The sequence below is a fragment of the Streptomyces sp. NPDC038213 genome (assembly GCF_055600495.1).
Genome location: NZ_JBVJYM010000005.1, coordinates 45,933 through 62,166, shown reverse-complemented (window position 1 = coordinate 62,166; position 16,234 = coordinate 45,933). Strand labels below are relative to the sequence as shown.

Sequence of the window (16,234 nt, the reverse complement as noted above, 5' to 3'; positions counted from 1 at the left end):
GGACCCGGGCCCGCCCGCATTCGGGTGGGCCCGCTCAGGCGTCCGCCGCCCCCCGGCCCCCGGCGGCCCCGCCGGTCTTCGAGGCCTTCTCCAGCTTCGCGGCCTGCTTGGCCTCCTGCTTGTACGCGCGCACCTTCGCCAGGGACTCCGGGCCGGTGATGTCGGCCGCCGAGCGGTGGCTGCCCTCCTCCCCGTAGGCCCCGGCCGCCGTACGCCAGCCGCGCGGCCGCACGCCGAGCTGCTTGCCGAGCAGGGCCAGGAAGATCCGCGCCTTCTGGTCCCCGAACCCGGGCAGCTCCTTGAGCCGTCCGAGCAGTTCGGCGCCGGTGCCGGCGTCCGCCCAGAGGGCCTCGGCGTCCCCGTCGTAGTGCTCGACGAGGTACTGGCACAGCTGCTGGATCCGCTTGGCCATCGAACCCGGGTAGCGGTGCACGGCGGGCTTCTCGGACAGCAGGGCGGCGAAGGCCTCGGGGTCGTACGCGGCGATGGCGTGGGCGTCGAGGTCGTCGGCGGCCAGCCGCTGCGCGATCGTGTAGGGCCCGGCGAAGGCCCACTCCATCGGGACCTGCTGGTCGAGCAGCATCCCGACCAGGGCGGCGAGCGGGCTGCGGCCGAGCAGCTCGTCGGCCTCCGGCTGCTGGGACAGGTGCAGGGTGACGGCCTTCTTGTGCTCCATGACCCCATGTTCCGGAGATTCCCGATTCCGCGCGCGGGCGGCACGCGGGCTGGCTAGCGTATGAATCCGGACGGAACGGCACAAAAATATCGATACGGAGTCACGCTCATGACCAAGCCCGCATTCCCGGAGGGCGCCCCCTGCTGGGTGGACGCCGCATTCACCGACGTCGAGGGCGCGAAGGCCTTCTACGGGGACGTGCTCGGCTGGACCTTCGGGGAGAGCTCCAGCGAGTACGGGAACTACACCCAGGCCTATGCGGACGGCAAGGCGGTGGCTGCCGTGGTCCCGCCGATGCCGGGGGAGGACGGCCAGTCGGCCTGGTGCCTGTACTTCGCCTCCTCCGACGCCGCCGCGACGGCGGAGAAGGTGCGCGCGGCCGGCGGCACGGTGCTGATGGAGCCCATGGCCGTCGGCAGCTTCGGCTCGATGATGCTCGGCCAGGAGCCGGGCGGCTCGGTCTTCGGGGTCTGGCAGCCCGGCGACCACCAGGGCTTCGAGAAGACGGGGGAGCCCGGCTCGTACGTCTGGGCCGAGGTCTTCACCCGCGACCCGGACAAGGTCGACGCCTTCCTGCCGGCCGTCTTCCCGCTCACGGCGCAGAAGATGCACGACGACACGATGGACTACAAGGTCTTCAGCGCCGGCGGGGACAAGGACAACATGGTCCTCGGCCGGATGGTCATGGACGAGGACTTCCCGCCGGAGGTGCCGTCGTTCATCAGCGTCTACTTCGGGGTCGACGACTGCGACGCGGCGGTCGCGCGGGCCACGGCCCGCGGGGCGGTGCTCCAGTTCGGCCCGATGGACAGCCCCTTCGGCCGGTTCGCGGCCCTCACCGACCCGCAGGGCGCGAACTTCTCCGTCATCGACCTGTCGGCCACGGTCGGCGAGATGCCCCCGATGACGGACGCCTGACCGGACCCGTCCGCGCCGCTTCACCCGACTGCCGCACCTCTCCCCGGCTGCGGATGCGGGCCCCCGGGGCCGCCGGTATGACTGGAACTCCGGCACACGATCGGAGCAGCACGTGGACGACTACCCCCTCCTCAACCTCTTCTGGACCATGCTCTGGTTCTTCCTGTGGGTCATGTGGTTCTTCCTGCTGTTCAAAGTGATCTCGGACATCTTCCGCGACCACGAGATGAACGGCTGGGCCAAGGCCGGCTGGCTGGTCCTCGTCCTCCTGCTGCCGTACCTCGGCGTGCTGGTCTACCTGATCGTGCGCGGGCGCAGCATGGGCGAGCGGGACCTGAAGCAGGCGCAGAAGCAGGAAGAGGCCTTCCGCGAGTACGTCCGCAAGGCCGCGGGCCCCGAGGGCGGCGCCGGTACGGGCGGCCACGCCGACGCACTGGCCAAGCTCTCCGCCCTGAAGGACAAGGGCGACCTCACCCAGGAGGAGTTCGACCGCGCCAAGCAGAAACTCCTCGCCTGAGCCCCCGGCCCCCTCCCCGACCCGGAAACGCCGAAGGACCCGGCCGCGATGCGGTCGGGTCCTTCGGTTCGCCCTGGCGGGCAGAGGCGGAGGATACGAGATTCGAACTCGTGAGGGGTTGCCCCCAACACGCTTTCCAAGCGTGCGCCCTAGGCCACTAGGCGAATCCTCCGCGGCAAACAATACAAGACGTTGAGGGGTGCTCGCGAACGTGATCGCCGGGAGGGGTGGGGCGGGGGGTGCGGAGGGGGTCGGGAGGGGGGTGGCTCGGGGGTGGTGTCGGGAGGCGGGTCGTTGGGCGGGGGGTTCATCCGCTACGCTGGGGCCAGCCCCTCACGTGGCGCTATCTCACCCAACTCCCCCAGGGCCGGAAGGCAGCAAGGGTAAGTGGGCTCTGGCGGGTGCGTGGGGGGCGCATTGCGTTCCCGGGCAGGCGGTGGCCGCCCGATGTCGGCGGGCCCGGATAACCTCGTAAGCGTGTCGTCCCTTGCGCTGTACCGCCGCTACCGCCCCGAGTCTTTCGCCGAGGTCATCGGACAGGAGCATGTCACCGCTCCCCTGATGCAGGCCCTGCGGAACAACCGGGTCAATCACGCGTACCTGTTCAGCGGCCCGCGCGGCTGCGGAAAGACGACCAGCGCGCGCATCCTGGCCCGCTGCCTCAACTGTGAGCAGGGTCCCACCCCGACCCCGTGCGGGGAGTGCCAGTCCTGCCGCGACCTGGCGAGGAACGGGCCGGGGTCCATCGACGTCATCGAGATCGACGCGGCCTCGCACGGTGGTGTGGACGACGCCCGCGACCTGCGTGAGAAGGCCTTCTTCGGGCCCGCCTCCAGCCGGTACAAGATCTACATCATCGACGAGGCGCACATGGTCACCTCGGCGGGCTTCAACGCCCTGCTGAAGGTGGTCGAGGAGCCGCCGGAGCACCTCAAGTTCATCTTCGCCACCACGGAGCCCGAGAAGGTCATCGGGACCATCCGCTCCCGTACGCACCACTACCCCTTCCGCCTGGTGCCGCCCGGCACCCTGCGCGACTACCTCGCCGAGGTCTGCGGGCGCGAGGGGAACCCGGTCGAGGACGGGGTGCTGCCGCTGGTGGTGCGGGCCGGTGCGGGCTCGGTGCGCGACTCCATGTCCGTCATGGACCAGCTGCTGGCCGGCGCGGGCGAGGAGGGTGTGACGTACGCCATGGCCACCTCCCTGCTCGGGTACACCGACGGCTCGCTGCTCGACTCCGTCGTCGACGCCTTCGCCGCCGGGGACGGGGCCGCCGCATTCGAGGCGGTCGACCGGGTGATCGAGGGGGGCAACGACCCCCGCCGGTTCGTCGCCGACCTGCTGGAGCGGCTGCGCGACCTGGTCATCCTGGCCGCCGTGCCCGACGCGGGGGAGAAGGGGCTCATCGACGCCCCCGCGGACGTCGTGGAGCGGATGCAGGCCCAGGCCTCGGTGTTCGGGGCCGCGGAGCTCTCGCGCGCCGCGGACCTGGTGAACGCCGGACTGACCGAGATGCGCGGGGCCACCTCGCCGCGGCTCCAGCTGGAGCTGATCTGCGCCCGGGTGCTGCTGCCCGCCGCCTACGACGACGAGCGGTCCGTACAGGCCCGGCTCGACCGGCTGGAGCGCGGGGGAGCCGGCGCTGCCGCCTTCCAGGCGGGCGGCGCGGCCCCCGCGATGGGGTACGTACCCGGTCCGGAGGCGCACGGGATGGCTCCCGCGCCCGCGGGTCCCGGCGGCTCGGCCGCCGCCCGGGCGGCGGTCCGCGGTGCGGGTGCGCCCGCAGCCGCGGTGCAGGTTCCGGCGGCTGCGCCGGTCCCGGCCGGGGGCCCGGAGCCCGTGCCGGTGCCCGTGCCCGACGCCGTACCCGCGGCGGCTGCCCCGGCCCGGGCCCCGGCTCCCGGAGCGTGGCCCGGCGCCGCCCAGCCCGGCTCCGGCGCGCCCGCCGGCCCCGCGGACGCCGGGCAGCCCGCCGCCCAGCAGCCCGCCCCGTCGGCGGCCCCCGCCGCAGCGCCCGCCCCCGGTGCCTGGCCCGGCGCCGCCCAGCCCGGTTCGGGTGCGCCCGCCCGCGGTGCGTGGCCCGGCGCCGCCGCCCCGGGCTCGGGTGCCCCGGCCCCGCAGGCCCCGGCCGACCCGGCGCCCGCGGCCGCCGCCCCGGCCGCCGCGGTCACGGGGCCGGCCCCCGGCGGCGCGGCGATGGCGCAGGGCGCCGGGCAGGTGCAGGCCATGTGGCCCGGGGTCCTGGAGGCGGTCAAGAACCGCCGCCGCTTCACCTGGATCCTGCTCAGCCAGAACGCGCAGGTCACCGGCTTCGACGGAAGCATCCTGCAACTGGGCTTCCCCAACGCCGGGGCCCGGGACAACTTCGCGAGCAGCGGCAGCGAGGACGTGCTCAAGCAGGTCCTCGCGGAGCAGTTCCAGGTCAACTGGAAGATCGACGCCGTGGTCGGCGGGGGCTCGCCCGCGCCCTCGGCCTCCTTCGGGGCCCCGCAGGGAGGCTTCGGCTCCGGCGCCTCGTACGGCTCCGGCGGTTCCTCGGGAGCGTCCGGCGGGTTCGGTGCGGCCGGGGCGACCAGCGCGGCCGGTACGTCGTACGGTGCGCCCGCAGCCCCCGCCCCGCCCCCGGCCGCCGCCGGTCCGGCCCCGGCTGCCCCGTCCTCCTACTCCGCGCCCCCGCAGACCGGCCCGGCGCACGGGGCCCCCGAGCCCCCGCAGGCCGCGCCGGTGGCCCCGGAGGACGACGTACCGGAGGACGACGACCCGGACCTCGTGGAGAGCGCGCTGACCGGGCACGACCTGATCGTGCGCGAGCTCGGGGCCACGGTCGTGGAGGAATATACGAACGAGTAGCGGGCCGGGTTTGGGGTGCCCGCACAAGGGGCACTGCGCGGCGCGGGCTAGGCTGCTTCCCGTGAAGGTCCTCGTCATCGGCGGCGGCGCCCGCGAACACGCCCTGTGCCGCTCTCTGTCCCTCGACCCCGACGTCACCGGGCTGCACTGCGCGCCCGGCAACGCAGGCATCGCCGAGGTGGCCGCGCTGCACCCGGTCGACGCCCTCGACGGCGCCGCGGTCGCCGCGCTCGCCGCCGAGCTCGGCGCCGGCCTGGTCGTCGTGGGCCCCGAAGCCCCGCTGGTCGCCGGGGTCGCGGACGCCGTGCGCGCCGCGGGCATCCCCTGCTTCGGCCCCTCCCGCGAGGCGGCGCAGCTGGAGGGCTCCAAGGCCTTCGCGAAGGACGTGATGGCCGCGGCCGGCGTCCCGACGGCCCGCGCGTACGTCTGCACCACTGCGCAGGAGGTGGACGAGGCCCTCGACGCCTTCGGCCCCCCGTACGTGGTCAAGGACGACGGCCTCGCCGCCGGCAAGGGCGTGGTGGTCACCTCCGACCTGGCCGCAGCCCGCGCGCACGCGCTCGCCTGTGACCGGGTGGTCATCGAGGAGTACCTCGACGGCCCCGAGGTCTCCCTCTTCGCCATCACCGACGGCACCACCGTCCTCCCGCTCCAGCCCGCGCAGGACTTCAAGCGCGCGCTCGACGGGGACGAGGGCCCCAACACCGGCGGCATGGGCGCGTACTCCCCGCTCCCCTGGGCCGACCCCAAGCTCGTCGACGAGGTCATGGCGAGCGTCCTGCAGCCGACCGTGGACGAGCTGCGCCACCGCGGCACCCCGTTCTCCGGGCTGCTGTACGCGGGCCTGGCCATCACCAGCCGCGGCGTGCGGGTCATCGAGTTCAACGCCCGCTTCGGCGACCCCGAGACCCAGGTGGTCCTGGCCCGGCTGCAGACCCCGCTCGCGGGCGTCCTGCTGAACTCGGCCAAGGGCACCCTCGACAGCGTCCCCCCGCTGTCCTGGCGCGAGGACGCGGCCGTCACCGTGGTCGTGGCCTCGCACAACTACCCGGACACCCCGCGGACCGGCGACCCCATCGAGGGGCTGGACCTGGTCGCGGCCGAGGACGCCCCCGACGCGTACGTCCTGCACGCCGGCACCCGGCAGGAGGGCGGCGCCGTCGTCAGCGCGGGCGGCCGCGTGCTCTCCGTGACGGCGACCGGATCCGATCTGGCGCAGGCGCGCGAGCGCGCGTATAAGGCGCTCGGCCGGATCCGTCTGGACGGCTCGCAGCACCGGACGGACATCGCGGAGAAGGCCGCCCAAGGCAGCTGATCAACCGGCACAGGCCCGGCGCGGACCCGCGGAACGGCGGCGGGAGCCCGGGCCGGAGCCCCCGCCGACCCACGGGCCCGGAGCGCGCACCCCGCGCTCCGGGCCCGTTTCGTACGTCTGCATCCGGCCTGCTGCTCGTGCACCCACCTTTACCCAAAGCCATTCCATCGGGTGACGCTGAGCCGACCGGCTGACGGCCGCCGAACTCCCAACTAGGGTGCCGCGCAAGGATTCCGGCACTTGGCCCACCGGCATTGCGATGTCGGCGCCGGGTGCCACAGTGGGGGAGTGAGCAAAGCCGCCGCAGGGCACCGAGGGGGTGAGGTCCGGCCGTGTCCGGAACCGGTCTGGGGATCGAGGTGGGCGCCTTGAGCGCCCGCGCCAGGGCACTGTCCGTGCTGCGCCTGCGCAGCCGGGCACTGGCCCTCGTGCTGCTGCCCGCGGCCCTCGCCGCGGTGCTGGTCGCCGCGCGGGCGACGGACCGGCTGCAGGGCGGCGCCTGGGGCACCGCCACGGCGGCCGTCTGCGTCCTCGCCGCCCTCGTACTGCTGCCCGCCCTGGCCTTCGCCCTGGTGGTACGGCACGCGAGCCCGGCGGTGACCCCGACGGTCCCGCTGTCCGAGGAGTCCGCGCCCGACCTCTACCGGCTCGTCCGGGACCTCGCCGACCGCATGGACGTGCCGGCGCCCTCGGCGATAGCCCTGACCCCGGACTGCGACAGCTGGCTGGAGGACCGCAGCCACCACACGCACCGCGCCCGGCGCGGGGACTCCGGCGGGCCCCGGCCGGCTCCCCCCGCGCGGGCCGCCGGCCGGGACCGGGCCCCGGAGGCCCCGGTGCTGGTGATCGGCTCGCCGTTCCTGTGGTGGATGCGGGTGGCCGAGCTGCGCGCCGTACTCGCCCCGGTGGTCGCCGGTACGGGCCCGTCCGCGCAGCCCGACATAGCCGAGGCCCGCCGCTTCGTCCGCGGGCTCGACGCGGCGGTGGCGGTGGGCGGGCGGCCCGGACTCGGCTGGATCGGCGGGCTCGGCAGGCTGCTGCTGCGCCGCTGCCACCAGGACGCCGCCGAGATGGAGCGCGGGGTGGCCTCGGCCGCCTCCGAGCGGGCCCAGGACATCGACTACGGGCTGCGGATCGCGGCCCAGGAGCAGGTCGGCCTCGCGTACGCGGGCTGGGACCGGCTGCTGACCCGGGTGGCGCTGCCCGCCTGGCGGCTGGGGCGCTGGCCCGCGCGGCTGGACGCCGGGGTGGTCTCGGCCCTCACGGAGCTCTCCCGCCGCGACCGGCTGGCGGAGGGCTTCGCCTCCCGGCTGGGCGAGCGCCCGGCCTGCGATCTGCTGGACCGGCCGGGAGCGGTGGACGAGGCCGCCTCCCTGCTGGCGGCGCGGCTCTTCCACGGCGGCCCCGCCGAGCCGGGCCCGGACTGGTCCCCAGTGGGCTGGGAGGAGTACCCGGAGGAGGTCGTGGACCGGAAGTGGCGCACCGAGGCCGCCCGGCTCCACGAGGCCCTGGAAGCCCTCCACGACCCGGCGGAGCCCGCCGCGGCCCGCGGCGCGGGCGGGCCCGCTGGGCACGGGGGCGGCCCGGGAGCGCGTAGGGAAGGCTCCGCGGGCGGGTTCGGGGACCCGGCCGGGCCGACCCTGGAGCGGGTCATCGGCTGCCTGGCGGGCGCGGACCCCGCGGCCGCCGAGGCGCTGGCCGGCCGGCTGAGCGCGGTCGTGGCCCGTGCGGAGGCGCCCGTGCCGGCCGCCGCACAGGCCCGCGGTGCGGACGCCGTACCGCTGTTCCCGCTCCAGCCGCCGCGCAGCGGGCGGGACCTCCTCGCCGACCACGTGACGGCGATGGTCTGCTGCGCCGCCGTGGACTCGGTCGGCGCGGCCCCGGGGCTGGACTGGCTCGACGGGCCGGTCCTGCTGGTCGCGGGCGAGCGCCGCAGCGACCTCGCGCTCCCGGTGCTCTGCCTGGTCGAGGACGGCGATCCGGAACCGCTGCGGGCCTGGCTCGCGGCCACGGGCGTGCGCCCGGAGAAGCCCGTCCGCCTGGTCTGACCTGCGGTGACGCGGTCGGCTCCGGCGCCGGGCCGGCTGCGGTCGGCCCGGCGCGGGCTCACCCGGAAGGGGAGGGCTCCGTACGGGTGATCGGACCCGCAGGTTCCGGTTACGTCAATTCGCGACGAACGGTGACGGAGTGAGTGCGTTATGTGATGTGCTGGGACCGGTGGCGGGCAGTCCTGCCCCGCCGCGGCAGCGTGCGTTCGGGGGAGCGAGGGAGGGGAGCCGCATGGGTGCGGACCAGATCCGGCGTTGGGAATCGGGGGCTCTCGCCCATGCGGTGACCGACCCCTTCGGGCAGGGGCCGCTCCCGTGGTTCCGGGGCAGCGAGCTCTACTTCGACGACACGGGGCAGGTCGTGCCCTGGTACGTGGACCCGGCGGCCGCAGCCGCGACCGGCGGCCCGGACGCGGGCGGCCCGCGGCCGATCCCGGCACCCCGCCCCCGTACCGGCGGCGGACCCCGCACCGCGGACGACGTCCACCGCCAGATCAAGGGCTTCTCGTCCACGGGCGCCGTGGCCCCCGGCGGAGCCGTCGACTTCCACATCACCGTCGACCCGCCCCAGCAGTTCTCCGTCGACATCTACCGGATCGGCCACTACGGCGGCGACGGCGCAGCGAAGATCCACTCCAGCCCGCGGCTCTCGGGCATCGTCCAGCCCGCCCCCCTGACCGCCGACCGCACGGTCTCCTGCCACCACTGGTGGCTCTCCTGGCGGCTCCAGGTCCCCTCGTACTGGAACCCGGGCGCGTACGTCGCCGTGCTGACCACCGCCGACGGCTTCCGCTCCCACATCCCCTTCACCGTCCGCGACGACCGCCCCGCCGACCTCCTCCTGCTCCTGCCCGACGTCACCTGGCAGGCCTACAACCTCTACCCCGAGGACGGCCGCACGGGCGCGAGCCTCTACCACGCCTGGGACGAGGACGGCCGGCTCCTCGGCGAGGAGGACGCGGCCGTCACGGTCTCCTTCGACCGCCCGTACGCCGGCGCCGGCCTGCCCCTGCACGTCGGGCACGCCTACGACTTCATCCGCTGGGCCGAGCGGTACGGCTACGACCTCGCCTACGCCGACACCCGCGACCTGCACGCCGGCACCGTGGACCCCTCCCGCTACCGCGGCCTGGTCTTCCCCGGGCACGACGAGTACTGGTCCGCGCCCATGCGGCGGACCGCCGAGGCCGCCCGCGACGGCGGGACGTCCCTCGTCTTCCTCTCCGCCAACACCATGTACTGGCAGGTGGAGCTCTCCGCCTCGCCCTCCGGGGTCCCCGACCGGCTGCTCACCTGCCGCAAGCGCCGCGGCCCCGGCCGCTCCGCCCTCTGGCGCGAGGTCGACCGCCCCGAACAGCAGCTGCTGGGCATCCAGTACGCGGGCCGGGTCCCCGAGCCCGCCCCGCTGATCGTCCGCAACTCCGGGCACTGGCTCTGGGAGTCCACCGGTGCCGCCGAGGGGGACGAGATCGACGGACTGGTCGCGGGCGAGGCCGACCGCTACTTCCCCCGCACCCAGCTCCCCGAGCACCAGAGCCGCATCCTGCTCGCCCACTCCCCCTACCGGGACGGCGACAGCGCCCGCCGGCACCAGGAGACCTCCCTGTACCGGGCCCCCAGCGGCGCCCTGGTCTTCGCCTCCGGCACCTTCGCCTGGTCCCCCGCCCTCGACCGCCCAGGGCACGTCGACGAGCGGATCCAGCGGGCCACGGCCAACCTCCTCGACCGGATCTGCAAACGCGACTGACCCGACCCCCGGGCGGGTCCCGGCCCCGAGGTGCGGGAGAATCGGTGTGCTTCATACAGAACCACAGGGAGACACCGTGTCCGGATTCGTCGAAAAGCCCGAGCCGGTCCAGGTTCCGGGCCTCGTCCATCTCCACACCGGCAAGGTGCGCGAGCTCTACCGCAACGAGGCGGGCGAGCTCGTCATGGTCGCCAGCGACCGCCTGTCCGCCTACGACTGGGTGCTGCCCACGGAGATCCCGGACAAGGGCCGCGTCCTCACCCAGCTCTCGCTGTGGTGGTTCGACCAGCTCGCCGACCTGGTCCCGCACCACGTCATCAGCACCGAGCTGCCCGCCGGCGCCCCCGCCGACTGGGCCGGCCGCACCCTCGTCTGCAAGAACCTCGACATGGTCCCCGTCGAGTGCGTGGCCCGCGGCTACCTGACCGGCTCCGGCCTCGCCGAGTACGAGCAGTCCCGCACGGTCTGCGGGCTCGCCCTCCCCGAGGGCCTGGTCGACGGCTCCGAGCTGCCCGCCCCGATCTTCACCCCGGCCGCCAAGGCCGCGGTCGGCGAGCACGACGAGAACGTCACCTACGAGGAGGTGGCCCGCACCACCGGCGCCGAGACCGCCGCCCTGCTGCGCCGCACCACCCTCGACGTGTACTCCCGGGCCCGCGACATCGCCCGCGAGCGGGGCATCATCCTCGCCGACACCAAGTTCGAGTTCGGTTTCGACGGCGAGACCCTGGTCGCCGCCGACGAGGTCCTGACCCCCGACTCCTCCCGCTTCTGGCCCGCCGACCAGTGGCAGCCGGGCCGCGCCCAGCCCTCGTACGACAAGCAGTTCGTCCGGGACTGGCTGACCTCCCCCGCCTCCGGCTGGGACCGCAGGGCCGACGTGCCGCCGCCGGCGCTGCCCGCCGAGGTGGTCGAGCAGACCCGCGCCAAGTACATCGAGGCGTACGAGCTGCTCACCGGCACCAGCTGGAAGATCTAGCCCGGCCCGCCCGCCCGGCGCCAGAAACCGCCCGCCCGGGCACCAGGCCTCGCCCGCCCGGGCACCAGGCCCCGGGCGGGCGCCCCGGCCCCGGACATGCAGAAGGCCCCGGTCGTGATGACCGGGGCCTTCTGTTCCTGAGCGGACGACGAGATTCGAACTCGCGACCCTCACCTTGGCAAGGTGATGCTCTACCAACTGAGCCACGTCCGCATGCGCCGTAGCGCGAAGCCCACTATACCCAACCCCGCTGCCGGGCGAGACGCACGGCGGCGTGACGGTTCTCGGCACCGAGCTTCGAGGCGGCCGAGGAGAGGTAGTTGCGGACGGTGCCCTGCGAGAGCCCGGCCCGCTCCGCGATCTCCGCCACGGGGGCGCCGTCACCCGCCAGTTCCAGCACCTCGGCCTCCCGGGCGGTCAGCGGCGAGTCCCCCGCGCTGATCGCGTCGGCCGCCAACTCCGGGTCCACGTACCGCCCTCCGGCGTGCACCGTGCGGATCAGCTCGGCCAGCCGCTGGGCCGAGACGGTCTTCGGGGCGAAGGCCCGCACCCCCGCCGCCAGCGCCCGCTTCAGGTGTCCGGGCCGGCCGTGGCTGGTGACGATCATGCACCTGCAGTCGGGCAGTTCGGCCCGCAGCGATGTGGCGACGCTCACACCGTCCGCCCCCGGCATCTGCAGGTCCAGCACGGCCACGTCCGGCCGGTGCGCCCGCGCCATCGCGAGGGCCTCGGGCCCCGACGCCGCCTCCGCGACCACCAGCAGGTCGTCCTCCAGCGCCAGCAGCGCGGCCAGCGCCCCCCGGATCAGGTGCTCGTCGTCCGCCAGCAGGACCCGTACGGTGCTCACGCCCCCGCCCCCTGCCGTACGCCGTCCGCCACCGGGACCTCGGCGCGCAGCCGGAAGCGGCCGCCGCCCACCGGGCCCGCCTCCAGGGTCCCGTCCAGCACCGCGAGCCGCTCGCGCAGCCCCGCCAGCCCCGATCCGGGCGGCCCGGCGGGCGCGTCCGGCACCCCGTCGTTCTCCACGACCAGGGTCAGGCGGTCCCCCGCACCGCCCGACAGCCCGATCGTGCAGCTGCGCGCGTCCCCGTGGCGCAGCACGTTCGTGGTGGCCTCGCGGACCACCCAGCCCAGGGCCGACTGCACCCCGGCGGGCAGCTCCCGGACCGCAGCGAACTCGACCCGGCAGTCGATGCCGGCCGCCGCGAGCACCCCGCGGGCGCCCTCCAGCTCCACCGCGAGGTCCGCCTCCCGGTAGCCCCGGACCACCTCGCGGACCTCGCGCTGGGACTCCTGCGCGATCCGCTGCACCTCGATCATCTGCTCCACCGCTTCCGGTCGTTCGCGCCGCGCCAGCTGTACGGCGAGCTCGCTCTTGAGGGCGATCACCGCGAGATTGCGGCCCATCACGTCGTGCAGGTCGCGCCCGAAGCGCAGCCGCTCCTCCGCCACCGCCAGCCGGGCCTGGAGCTCCCGGGAGCGGTCCAGCTCCCAGACCGTGCGGATCAGCCAGGCCGAGAACCCGTACGTGAAGCTCAGGGCCGAGACCCCGATCGCCACCCCGAGCCCGTAGCCGAGCGCCTCCCCCGCGGGCAGGCCCACGGCCAGGGCGGCCCCGCCGGTGGCCCCGCCGGCCGCCGGGCTCACGTACGCCATGTGCCGGATCCGGAGCAGCAGCAGGACCAGGGAGCCCGCGCCGAAGCAGGTCAGCCCGGCGACGATCGTGGGCGCCACCGGTCCCGCCGGCACCGTACCGGCGGAACGCAGCACCAGGACGGCCACCGCCACGGCGCCGGTCACGGCGGCCACCACCCCGGCGGTGCGCAGCGGCCGCTGCTCCCGGCTGCCCACCACCCAGTCCAGGGCCCGCGCGGAGAGCAGCCCGCAGAGCACGGCGTGCACGGCGCAGGCCAGCGCGAGGGCGGTGCCGAGCTGTGCGGAGGGCGCTTCGCCCGCGGGCGCGGTGAAGGAGACCGGCGCGATCAGGAAGATCTCGATGAGCACGAAGAAGTGGAAGGACCAGCGGGTGTAGAGCTCGATCTTCGCCGCCTGGCTGCGGCTGCTCCACCACCCGGTCAGTTTCGACATGTCCGCGTCCTTCGACATCCGTGCGTCTCCTCGGGCCGTGCGCTCAGCGCCGCGGTTCCCAGCGGAACCACCGCTGGACAGCAAACACGCTGATCACGATCCAGGCCAGGCCGGTGATCCCGGCGCCGACCAGGCCGCCTTCGTCCGGTACGCCGAGCCAGCCGGCCCGGACCAGCTCCATGGCCCCGCTCATCGGCAGCAGTTCGCAGACGGAGGCCACGGCGTCGGGCAGCACCTCGCGCGGCATCAGCATGCCGGAGCCGAGGGCCGAGACCAGGAAGAGGGGCAGGGTGGTGATGCCGGCGCTCTCCACGTTGCGGGTGATCACGGTGGTGGCCGCGGCGGCGGCGACCAGCAGGACCATGAGCATCAGGACCCCGAGCACCAGCAGGTCGGGCCGGGCGGGCGCGGCCAGGTCCAGGGCCACGGCCCCGCCGATGCCCAGCACGAGGCACTGGAGCAGGCCGATGACGGCGGAGGGCAGCGCGGCCCCGGCGAGGATCTCCAGGTCGGTGGCCTCGCCGGTGCGCAGCCGCTTGAGGACCAGCTCGTCGCGGCGGGCGGTGTACGCGGAGACCAGGCCCATGTAGACGACCAGGACCAGGATCATCCCGGTGCCGCCGACCACGGTGGCGGCGCCGACGCCCATCGGCAGGTCCTCGCCGTCGATGCCGCCCAGCGAGGACTGCAGGATGAAGACCATCAGCAGGGGCATCAGCAGGGCGATGAACAGGTTGTTCTTGTTGCGGCCCAGGAGGGTGAGTTCGGCCCGGCCCAGGGCGGCCAGGCGGCCCGGGGTTCCGGGGGAGACGAGCGGGGTCATCGGACACCTTCCGGGGTGCGGGAGGCGATCTCCAGGAACGCCTCTTCGAGGGAGGCGGAGCGGGCGTCGAGCCCCTCCAGCCGTACGTGCTCCTGCGCGGCCCAGGTCAGCAGCTCGGTCAGGGACTCCTGGAGCCGCTCGGTACGGATCTCCACCCGGTCGCCGTCGGCCGCGGCGCGCAGGCCCAGCGGCAGCGCGGCGGCGGGGGTGCCCGCGGGCAGCCGGAAGCGGATCCGGGCGGGGCGGGCGGCGGTGACCTCGGCGGGGGTGCCCGCGACGACGATCTCCCCGGCGTGCAGGATCGCCAGCCGGTCCGCGAGCTCCTCGGCCTCTTCGAGGTAGTGGGTGGTCAGCAGCACGGTGGTGCCCTCGGCGCGCAGGGCGCGGACCAGGGCCCAGGTGTCGCGGCGGCCCTCGGCGTCCATGCCGGTGGTGGGCTCGTCGAGGAAGAGCACCTCGGGCCGGCCGAGCAGGGCCAGGGCCAGGTCGAGGCGGCGCCGCTCGCCACCGGACAGCTGCTTGACGCGGACCCTGGTCCGGGCGCCGAGCCCGACCAGCTCCAGGACCTCGGCGGCGGGGCGGGCGGCGGTGGTGCAGCCGCGCCACATGCGGACGGTCTCGGCGACGGTGAGGTCGGCGGGGAAGCCGCCCTCCTGGAGCATGACGCCGGTGCGCGGGCGGACCGCGGCGCGCTCGGCGTAGGGATCGTGGCCGAGGACGCGGATCCGACCGGCGGAGGGCCGGGCGAGGCCCTCCAGGAGTTCCACGGTGGAGGTCTTCCCGGCGCCGTTGGTGCCGAGGAGCGCGAAGATCTCCCCGGGGGCCACGGAGAAGGAGATGCCGCGGACGGCCTCGAAGCCCCCCGAGTAGCCGCGGCGCAGCTCCTCCACCTCGATGACGTTCTGGTCGGTGTCAGTCATGACTTCAGATTCGCGGCGGAGTCCGCAGGTCGGCAGTGCGCGCTGTCACCTGCGCCGATGACATTTGTCATGGGGAGGGCGGGACGGGGGCGGGCCCCGGCCCCGGACATGCAGAAGGCCCCGGTCGTGATGACCGGGGCCTTCTGTTCCTGAGCGGACGACGAGATTCGAACTCGCGACCCTCACCTTGGCAAGGTGATGCTCTACCAACTGAGCCACGTCCGCATGCCGCCAAACGGCTTTCACCGCTTGGTGCGAGCACCACTCTACCTGATCCACCGGAGTGGTCGGTAAAGCGATACAGAGCGGGTGACAGGAATCGCACACTGCGCCTTCCCCCTGGAAGGGGGATGTTCTGCTACTGAACTACACCCGCACGACCTTCGGGCTTCGGCTGCTGCCTGGCCCCTCGGCGTGATCCACACACTAGCCGATGCGGTGGGGTGGTTGGCAAATCGTCTGTCAGTGGGCCTCGTTGTAGGCCTCGTAGACCTTCTTCGGGATCCGGCCGCGCGGCGGCACGTCGAGCTGGTGCGAGCGGGCCCATGCGCGGACCACCGCCGGGTCGGGCGCCAGGGAGGTGTGCTGGAAGGTCTTGCCGGAGCGCGCCTGCCTGCGGCCGGCGGCCACGTAAGGGGCGAGGCTCTTGCGCAGTTTCTTTGCGTTGGCGAGATTCAGGTCGATCTCGTACGACTTACCGTCCAGGCCGAAGACCACCGTTTCCGCTGCTTCTCCGCCGTCGATGTCGTCGGAGATCGTGACTACTACGCGCTGCGCCACGGATATCGGTCCCTTCGTGCGACCGCTCGCAGCGTTGACGTGCTGCGATGTCGACTGTATGGATGTTTCGGAAGAATGCCTCGCGGGGTGGGATTCCCCGTGGATTCCTTTGTACCCCGAATACCGGTGCACGGTGAAGACCAATTAATCCCGCCCGCGTGTCCCGTCGCAATCCCGGGCGCGTGGTTTTCCCGCCGATTTTGCGGAGTGTTGGTGAAGGCGAAACCGCGCCTTCCGGGCACCCTCCCCATATCTACCCGCGTAGAAATTTCTGGCGGGTACGCTGAGGGAACCGCCTTGCACCAACCACCTCATCGGGAGTGCCAGTGGCACGCGTCGTAGTCGACGTCATGCTCAAGCCGGAGATCCTCGACCCCCAGGGCCAGGCGGTGCAGCGTGCACTGCCGCGCCTGGGCTTCGAGGGGATCGCGGACGTCCGCCAGGGGAAGCGCTTCGAACTGGAGGTGGAGGGACCGGTCGACCAGGCCGCCCTCGACCGCATCCACAAGATGGCCGAAACGTTCCTCGCCAACACCGTCATCGAAGACTTCACCGTGAAGGTCGAGGCCTGAC

The 16,234-nt window shown here is 74.0% G+C and carries 14 protein-coding genes, 4 tRNA genes and 1 other RNA gene; 9 read left to right on the top strand and 10 right to left on the bottom strand.

From position 1 onward, the window contains the following. Nucleotides 1-34: 34 nt before the first annotated feature. Nucleotides 35-676: an HhH-GPD-type base excision DNA repair protein gene (locus ACZ7JZ_RS09650; RefSeq protein ID WP_470935409.1), complete on the bottom strand. Its 642-nt coding sequence runs from the start codon at nt 674-676 to the stop codon at nt 35-37. Nucleotides 677-784: 108 nt separating this feature from the next. On the opposite strand from ACZ7JZ_RS09650, the gene ACZ7JZ_RS09645 reads away from it, so the two are divergent. Both ACZ7JZ_RS09645 and ACZ7JZ_RS09640 read left to right on the top strand, forming a co-directional pair. Next, nucleotides 785-1,594, top strand: a complete 810-nt coding sequence (locus ACZ7JZ_RS09645; RefSeq protein ID WP_470935406.1) for a VOC family protein — start codon at nt 785-787, stop codon at nt 1,592-1,594. Between the two features lie 112 nt (nt 1,595-1,706). After that, a complete protein-coding gene (locus tag ACZ7JZ_RS09640) occupies nt 1,707-2,111 on the top strand; it encodes an SHOCT domain-containing protein (protein ID WP_470935403.1) in 405 nt (134 codons plus the stop codon). A gap of 87 nt (nt 2,112-2,198) precedes the next feature. Here the strand turns inward: ACZ7JZ_RS09640 and ACZ7JZ_RS09635 are convergent. After that, a tRNA-Ser gene (locus ACZ7JZ_RS09635) sits at nt 2,199-2,283 on the bottom strand. 153 nt (nt 2,284-2,436) lie between these two features. Between ACZ7JZ_RS09635 and ffs the strand changes: the two genes are divergently transcribed. From ffs to ACZ7JZ_RS09605, 6 genes are all read left to right on the top strand, one after another. Beyond that, nucleotides 2,437-2,531: signal recognition particle sRNA small type (gene ffs, locus ACZ7JZ_RS09630), an RNA gene on the top strand. Nucleotides 2,532-2,588: 57 nt separating this feature from the next. Then, entirely contained in the window at nt 2,589-4,961 is a 2,373-nt protein-coding gene (locus ACZ7JZ_RS09625; RefSeq protein ID WP_470935400.1) for a DNA polymerase III subunit gamma and tau, read from the top strand. Nucleotides 4,962-5,022: 61 nt separating this feature from the next. Continuing rightward, complete coding sequence (gene purD / locus ACZ7JZ_RS09620) at nt 5,023-6,276, top strand: phosphoribosylamine--glycine ligase (RefSeq protein ID WP_470935396.1); 1,254 nt, start codon at nt 5,023-5,025, stop codon at nt 6,274-6,276. A gap of 332 nt (nt 6,277-6,608) precedes the next feature. Further along, nucleotides 6,609-8,324: a hypothetical protein gene (locus ACZ7JZ_RS09615; protein ID WP_470935394.1), complete on the top strand. Its 1,716-nt coding sequence runs from the start codon at nt 6,609-6,611 to the stop codon at nt 8,322-8,324. 232 nt (nt 8,325-8,556) lie between these two features. After that, nucleotides 8,557-10,071, top strand: a complete 1,515-nt coding sequence (locus ACZ7JZ_RS09610) for a N,N-dimethylformamidase beta subunit family domain-containing protein (protein WP_470935390.1) — start codon at nt 8,557-8,559, stop codon at nt 10,069-10,071. 76 nt (nt 10,072-10,147) lie between these two features. Continuing rightward, the gene (locus ACZ7JZ_RS09605) at nt 10,148-11,050 is read left to right on the top strand and encodes a phosphoribosylaminoimidazolesuccinocarboxamide synthase (protein ID WP_470935387.1); all 903 of its coding nucleotides are present in this window, start codon (nt 10,148-10,150) and stop codon (nt 11,048-11,050) included. A gap of 140 nt (nt 11,051-11,190) precedes the next feature. Here ACZ7JZ_RS09605 and ACZ7JZ_RS09600 read toward each other — a convergent pair. The 8 genes from ACZ7JZ_RS09600 to ACZ7JZ_RS09565 form a co-directional block, all read right to left on the bottom strand. Continuing rightward, a tRNA-Gly gene (locus ACZ7JZ_RS09600) sits at nt 11,191-11,263 on the bottom strand. Nucleotides 11,264-11,285: 22 nt separating this feature from the next. Further along, complete coding sequence (locus tag ACZ7JZ_RS09595; protein ID WP_470935384.1) at nt 11,286-11,897, bottom strand: response regulator; 612 nt, start codon at nt 11,895-11,897, stop codon at nt 11,286-11,288. Next, nucleotides 11,894-13,156 carry a sensor histidine kinase gene (locus tag ACZ7JZ_RS09590; RefSeq protein WP_470935381.1) on the bottom strand — a complete coding sequence of 421 codons (1,263 nt, stop codon included), beginning with the start codon at nt 13,154-13,156 and terminating at the stop codon, nt 11,894-11,896. Before ACZ7JZ_RS09590 ends, ACZ7JZ_RS09595 begins: the two co-directional genes overlap by 4 nt. 25 nt (nt 13,157-13,181) lie before the next feature. Beyond that, nucleotides 13,182-13,961, bottom strand: a complete 780-nt coding sequence (locus tag ACZ7JZ_RS09585) for an ABC transporter permease (protein ID WP_470935378.1) — start codon at nt 13,959-13,961, stop codon at nt 13,182-13,184. Next, the gene (locus ACZ7JZ_RS09580) at nt 13,958-14,881 is read right to left on the bottom strand and encodes an ABC transporter ATP-binding protein (RefSeq protein WP_470935375.1); all 924 of its coding nucleotides are present in this window, start codon (nt 14,879-14,881) and stop codon (nt 13,958-13,960) included. Before ACZ7JZ_RS09580 ends, ACZ7JZ_RS09585 begins: the two co-directional genes overlap by 4 nt. A 152-nt stretch (nt 14,882-15,033) precedes the next feature. Continuing rightward, nucleotides 15,034-15,106: transfer RNA gene (locus tag ACZ7JZ_RS09575), tRNA-Gly, on the bottom strand. Between the two features lie 79 nt (nt 15,107-15,185). Next, nucleotides 15,186-15,257 (bottom strand) — tRNA-Gly (locus tag ACZ7JZ_RS09570). An 86-nt stretch (nt 15,258-15,343) separates the two neighbouring features. Continuing rightward, complete coding sequence (locus tag ACZ7JZ_RS09565; protein ID WP_470935372.1) at nt 15,344-15,661, bottom strand: histone-like nucleoid-structuring protein Lsr2; 318 nt, start codon at nt 15,659-15,661, stop codon at nt 15,344-15,346. A 320-nt stretch (nt 15,662-15,981) separates the two neighbouring features. Here ACZ7JZ_RS09565 and purS point away from each other — a divergent pair, with 320 nt between their 5' ends. Beyond that, nucleotides 15,982-16,233: a phosphoribosylformylglycinamidine synthase subunit PurS gene (purS, locus tag ACZ7JZ_RS09560; RefSeq protein WP_008740952.1), complete on the top strand. Its 252-nt coding sequence runs from the start codon at nt 15,982-15,984 to the stop codon at nt 16,231-16,233. The last annotated feature ends 1 nt before the right edge of the window (nt 16,234 follow it).

What these genes read in the sequence shown, in the direction of transcription:
- ACZ7JZ_RS09650 (WP_470935409.1), bottom strand. Translation starts at nt 676, where the DNA reads ATGGAGCACAAGAAGGCCGTCACCCTGCACCTGTCCCAGCAGCCGGAG.
- ACZ7JZ_RS09645 (WP_470935406.1), top strand. Translation starts at nt 785, where the DNA reads ATGACCAAGCCCGCATTCCCGGAGGGCGCCCCCTGCTGGGTGGACGCC.
- ACZ7JZ_RS09610 (WP_470935390.1), top strand. Translation starts at nt 8,557, where the DNA reads ATGGGTGCGGACCAGATCCGGCGTTGGGAATCGGGGGCTCTCGCCCAT.
- ACZ7JZ_RS09590 (WP_470935381.1), bottom strand. Translation starts at nt 13,156, where the DNA reads ATGTCGAAGGACGCGGACATGTCGAAACTGACCGGGTGGTGGAGCAGC.
- ACZ7JZ_RS09585 (WP_470935378.1), bottom strand. Translation starts at nt 13,961, where the DNA reads ATGACCCCGCTCGTCTCCCCCGGAACCCCGGGCCGCCTGGCCGCCCTG.
- ACZ7JZ_RS09580 (WP_470935375.1), bottom strand. Translation starts at nt 14,881, where the DNA reads ATGACTGACACCGACCAGAACGTCATCGAGGTGGAGGAGCTGCGCCGC.